The sequence below is a fragment of the Chrysanthemum yellows phytoplasma genome (assembly GCF_000803325.1).
In the GTDB taxonomy this organism is placed as follows: domain Bacteria; phylum Bacillota_I; class Bacilli_A; order Acholeplasmatales; family Acholeplasmataceae; genus Phytoplasma; species Phytoplasma asteris.
On the sequence record NZ_JSWH01000023.1, the window covers coordinates 1 to 2,813 of the forward strand.

A 2,813-nucleotide genomic window follows, 5' to 3' on the forward strand; every position below is an offset into this window, starting at 1 on the left:
ATGATTATTTTTGGTAATAATTTCAAGATCAAATCACCCTTCAAATATATATAAAATACATAAAGAAATATAAAAGGAGATTTTCAGTTAAATGAACATCAAAGAAAAAGCATTAGAAATACATGAAAAAAATAAAGGTAAAGTAGGTATTGTAAGTAAAGTAAAAGTACAAAACTTAGATGATTTAGCATTAGCTTATACTCCAGGAGTAGCAGAGCCTTGTTTAAAAATTAAGGAAAATCCTAGTGATGTTTATCGTTATACTATGAAAGGTAATATGGTAGGTGTTGTTACAAATGGGACTGCAGTTTTAGGATTGGGTAATATTGGTCCGAAAGCTTCTTTGCCAGTTATGGAAGGAAAAGCTATTTTGTTTAAGGAATTAGCAGGTATTGATTCTTTTCCTATTTGTATTGATTCTACTGATTCTCAAGAAATAGTAAATATTGTTTCTAAAATTTCAACTGTTTTTGGAGCAATTAATTTAGAAGATATTAAGTCGCCTCAATGTATTGAAGTTGAAGATGCTCTTGAAGCTAAACTTGATATTCCTGTTTTTCATGATGATCAACATGGTACTGCTATTGTAGTTGCTGCAGGAATTCTAAATTCTTTAAAAGTAGTTAAAAAATCTATTGAAGATGTTCAAGTAGTTATTAATGGAGCAGGTTCTGCAGGGATGGCAATTGCTAAAATGTTGTTGTTATTAAAAGTTAACAATATTGTTTTAGTTGATAAAACAGGAGCTTTATATAAAGGAGTAGCCAATCTTAATGAGCCGCAAAAAAAATTAGTTGAAGTAACTAATAAATATCAAGAAAAAGGAACTTTGAAAGAAGTACTTAAAGGAAAAGATATTTTTGTTGGTGTATCTGCTCCTGGTATTGTTACAGCTGAAATGGTATCTACTATGGCAAAAGATGCAATTGTTTTTGCTCTAGCTAATCCAGTACCAGAAATTATGCCAGATGAAGCTAAAAAAGGTGGGGCTAGAATTGTTGCTACTGGGAGATCTGATTTTCCTAATCAAGTAAATAATTGTCTTGCTTTTCCAGGTGTTTTCCGTGGGGCATTAGATGCTAAAGCAACTAAAATTACCGAAGAGATGAAAAAAGCTGCTATTTATGCTCTAAAAAACATCATTAAAGAACAAGATTTAAATGAAAATAATATTTTACCAACTTCCTTTAATAAAGAAGTAGTTAAACAAATTGCTTTGGCAGTTTGTAAAGTAGCTAAAGAAACTGGAGTAGTAAGAAAATGAGTATAGAACAGGAACAAAGTTCCCCGGATAATAAAGAAAACAATAATAATAATAAAGATAATAAAGACTCTAAAAAAGTTAATAGTATTTTTGCTCCTCAAAAAACTATTTTAGGGTTTAGTGTACCTCTTTTTTGTTTGATGAGTTTAGTAGTTTTTGTGCAAGTTTTTGTTTTGGGATTTGTAAGTTTTCAAACTACTAAGAAATTTAATCCTGCATTTCATCCATTAATTACCCCTTTATTAATAGCTATGCTTTTAGCTGCTGTTTTACAAAAAATAGGTGCTAAAACTCCCCTCTTAAAAGATATTGGAGGTGGTTCTATTTTATGTATTTTAGTACCTTCTATTTTGTTTACTTATCCTTTTTTTAAAGATGATTCTATCTTTTTGCAAATGCAAAAGTTTATGCAAAGTATTATGAAACATTTAAATGCTGAGTCTATAAAAGTAAAAGAAACTCAATATACTTATAAAGCTATTGGTTTTGCTAGTTTTTTCGTTTCTGCTTTAATTATTGGTAGTTTTTTAAGTATGGATAAAAAGTTATTAAAAAGTTCTTTTAAAAAATTTATTCCTTTAATATTAGTATCTTTGCTTACTGGTGCTTTAGTTGTAGGAACTTTGGGGGCTTTATTAAATCCTATTGGAGGGTTAGAAAATGCCTCTCAAACTTCTAAAGGGGGCTTTTTAGATGCTGTCTTTTATATTTTTGCTCCTTTAGCAAGTGGTGGTATGTCATCTGGAGTTACTCCTTTAAAAAATGCTTATGCTGGGCAGAATCTAGATTGGCAAGAACCTTTTATGTCTCATATGACTCCTGCTTTATTAGTAGGAGGAATCTTTAGTATTTTTGCTTCTGGGCTTATTAAGAAATTTTTGAAAACTACTAAATATAGTGGTTATGGTAAATTGGAAGTTAAAGAAACTCCAAAAAATCCAGATAAAAATACTTCTAAATCAGTTCCTGAAAAATTAAGTTATCCTCAAATAACTACAGGTTTAATTGCTATTTTTACTTTATATTTATTGAGTGTTTTAATAAAAGAATCCTTAATTTTATTATTACCAAATATTAAAAAATACCTACCAGAATATATTGTTTTTTTAGTGTTTGTAGTTGTTTTGATGAAATTATTTAATGTAGTATCTGATTATTATAATAGTTGTATTAATCAAGCTTCTAAATTTGTTACTACTAATTTTACATCTGCTTTTATTGTAATTTTAGGTTCTAGTATTCCAATGGAAGATATGTTAAAACAATTAAATGTTAAATTTGTCTTTACATGTATAATGTGTGTATTATCAGTTGCTTTAGTAGCAGGGTATTTAGGCAAAAAGTTAGGTTATTATCCAGTAGAATCATCAATTACTGCAGGGCTTTGTACCAATAGTATTGGAGGTGCTGGTAATGTTGCTATTTTATCAGCTTCTGATTTGATGGGATTAATGCCTTTTGCTCAAATAGCTACTCGTATTGGTGGAGCTTTAGTAGTAGTAGTAGCTAGTATTGCTTATCCTTTGTTATATTAATTATATTTTATATA

The 2,813-nt window shown here is 29.0% G+C and carries 2 protein-coding genes; both read left to right on the forward strand.

From position 1 onward, the window contains the following. The first annotated feature begins 91 nt into the window (after positions 1 to 91). A complete protein-coding gene (locus tag OL66_RS00435; protein WP_011161063.1) occupies positions 92 to 1,264 on the forward strand; it encodes an NAD(P)-dependent malic enzyme in 1,173 nt (390 codons plus the stop codon). Next, positions 1,261 to 2,799, forward strand: coding sequence for a 2-hydroxycarboxylate transporter family protein (locus OL66_RS00440; protein WP_173401678.1), 1,539 nt, complete (start codon positions 1,261 to 1,263; stop codon positions 2,797 to 2,799). Before OL66_RS00435 ends, OL66_RS00440 begins: the two co-directional genes overlap by 4 nt. Positions 2,800 to 2,813 lie beyond the last annotated feature (14 nt).